This window comes from Actinomycetota bacterium (genome assembly GCA_036280995.1).
Taxonomy (GTDB): Bacteria; Actinomycetota; CALGFH01; order CALGFH01; family CALGFH01; genus CALGFH01.
Window position 1 is genome coordinate 1 of sequence record DASUPQ010000802.1, and the last position, 2,707, is coordinate 2,707.

Annotated in this window: 3 protein-coding genes; 1 reads left to right on the top strand and 2 read right to left on the bottom strand. The window is 71.4% G+C overall.

From position 1 onward, the window contains the following. The coding region (locus VF468_26815) for an SAM-dependent methyltransferase (protein ID HEX5881901.1) at positions 1 to 359 on the top strand (359 nt) is incomplete at its 5' end. Between the two features lie 111 nt (positions 360 to 470). On the opposite strand, the gene VF468_26820 is transcribed toward VF468_26815, so the two are convergent. Both VF468_26820 and VF468_26825 read right to left on the bottom strand, forming a co-directional pair. Further along, positions 471 to 2,042: an MFS transporter gene (locus VF468_26820; GenBank protein ID HEX5881902.1), complete on the bottom strand. Its 1,572-nt coding sequence runs from the start codon at positions 2,040 to 2,042 to the stop codon at positions 471 to 473. A gap of 225 nt (positions 2,043 to 2,267) precedes the next feature. Beyond that, a partial coding sequence (locus VF468_26825) for an RNA polymerase sigma factor (protein HEX5881903.1) occupies positions 2,268 to 2,707 on the bottom strand: 440 nt, incomplete at its 5' end.

The window sequence follows — 2,707 nt, forward strand, 5'->3', positions numbered from 1 at the left end:
AGGGGCGGATCGACTGGCGCATTCACGACCTGGCCGAGGACCCTGGGGCGGTGGCGCCGGCCGACCTGGTGGTCTTGCACCGGGTGGTGTGCTGCTACCCCGACTATGAGCGGCTGCTTGCCGCCGCCGCCGACCATGCGCGGCGCGCCCTGGTCTTCAGCTATCCGCCCCGCAACCCGCTCTCCCGTGCGTTCTATGGGGTGTTCAACCTGGTGATGCGGCTGACCCGAAGCAGCTTTCGGGGCTTTGCCCATCCGCCAGGTGCGATGCTGGCGGTGCTGGAGGACCATGGGCTTCGGCAAACGTTCCAGCGTCGCAGCCGCATCTGGCAAGTCGCTGGCCTGGAGCGGGCTTCGTAAGCGGGCGGCGCCCGCATGACAGGAATGTGGTGTGACCAGCAACGGGCGTCGATCGCGGCCGGGGCCGCGCCTGGTCGCAGCTCACGCCAGCGAGTTGCACCAGCGCCCGCCTCAGGCGTCGGCGGCCTCCGGCAGCGCTTGGTCGGACTGGGGCTGGCGCTCTGGCTCCAGCGGCGGGCGCTGGATCCCGTGCTCTCGAACCAGCCACAGGACCAGGAGCGCACCGGCGAAGCTGAGCAGCGCGGCCAGGGTCAGCATGGCGTTGAGGCCGGTGAGGAACCCGTCGCCAGCCGCATTCGCGACGACCTGCCGGGCCTGCGGGGAAGCCGCGGCGAGGGCCTGGTCTAGGCTGCCCGAGGAGGCGGCCTCGATGAGCTCGCGCGGACGTTCGCCGCTCGCGGCCGGAGTCCCCGCCAGCAGCTCGGCGATCCTGTCGGCGCCGCGGCCGACCAGGATCGCCCCCCACACCGCGATGCCCACGGCGATGCCGACCTGCCGGAAGGTGTCGTTGATGCCGGCCGCCATACCGCTGTGCTGGTTGGGCGCCACGCTCACGGCCACGGCCGCGATCACCGGGTTCAGCAGGCCGACCCCAGCGCCCGCGACCAGGAAGCCGCCCAGCAGGGTCGTCCACCCGGATCCGGCCTGGATCCCCGACATCAGCAGCAGGCCGATCCCGGTCATGGCAAGGCCCACGCTCAGCAGCAGCCGCGCGGGCACCCGCGAGAGCAACGCCCCGGCGATCGGGCCGACCAGGAAGGCCAGCAGCGTAATCGGCAGATAGCGTAGCCCCGCCGCCAGCGGCGCGTAACCGAGGTAGTTCTGCAGATACAGGGTGAGGTAGAGGAACATCGCCAGCAACGAGCCCGACATGGTGAACGCCGCCACCTGCACCCCGGTGAACGACGGCCGCCTGAACAGCCCGAGCGGCAGCATCGGTTGGCGGACCCGGCGCTCGATGGCGATGAAGGCCACCAGCAGGACGGTGGAGCCGGTCAACAGCGACACGATCAGGCGGCTGCCCCAGCCCTCAGCGTTGCCGCGAACCAGCGCCAGCACCAGCAAAAACAGCGCGCCGCTGAAGCTCGCCACGCCCGCCCAGTCGACGCCAGTTGCGTTGGGGTCACGGCTCTCGCGCAGCTTCCGGTAGGTCACCGCCAGCGCCGCCACCCCGACCGGGAGGTTGAGGGAGAAGATCGACCGCCATCCCAGCCCGTCGGTGAGCGCCCCGCCCACCAGCGGACCGATCGCCACCGCCATGCCGATGGTGGCGCCGTACAGCCCCATGGCCGTGCCGCGCTGGGGCCCGGCCGGGAACTCCTGGGCGACCAGGGCCAGGGAGACGGCGAACAGCACCGCCCCACCCACGCCCTGGAGCGCGCGGGCCAGGCTGAGCAGGGTCGGATCCGGCGCCAGCGCGCACAACAGGGAAGCGGCCGAGAAGATCACCAGCCCGGCGGCGAACAGCCGGCGGCGCCCCAGCCGGTCGGCCAGCGAGCCGGCCGCCAACACCAGCGCGGCCAGCGTCAGCGCGTAGGCGTCGACCACCCATTGCAGGTCGGTGAAGCTGGCGCCCAGATCCTGGCGGATCGACGGCAGCGCCACGTTCACGACCGTGATGTCGAGCAGGAGCATGAACGTCGCTACCGAGACCACGAGCAGGGTCCACCACTTGCGGTGCATGGGAAGCCGATCTCCTTGTCATGCGGGCCGGGCTTGGTCCAGCCAGACCTCCTACCAGAAGGACGATCGGTGACCCGCCCGATACGACAACCTCACCAGGACATCACGCCAGGGCGTGCATGCGATGCCCGACCGGTTAGCGGCAGGTCACCCGACACCCAGGAAGGACGCAGCACGACCGAAGACGCGCCCTCGGCCGTCGCATGGGCAGGGTCAACGCCGGGGCTAGGTCCAGGTGATGCGCTGCTGGAGGACGGCCTGTTCGGCGGGGTTGGCGGTCAGCTCCAGGGCGAGACGGTCGGCGACGCGGGCCTGGTCGGGGTGGCCGAGCTCGCGCAGCAGCTCGGCGCGGGTGGCGTGGTACAGGTGATAGCGGTCCAACACGCCGGCGAGGGCGTCCAGCTCGGCCATGGCGGCCCCCGGCCCTGAGGCATAGCGCAGGGCGATGGCGCGGTGCAGGCGGGTCACCGGGGACGGCGCGAGCACCAGCAGCATGTCGTACAGCAGCACGATCTGCTCCCAATCGGTGTCCTCCCAGCGTTCAGCCTCGGCGTGGCAGGCGACGATCGCGGCCTGCAGCTGGTACGGCCCCGGGCGCTGGTACCGGGCGGCGCGCGTGAGCAGCCGAGTCGCCTCGCCAATCGCCCCGTGGTTCCACTGTGACC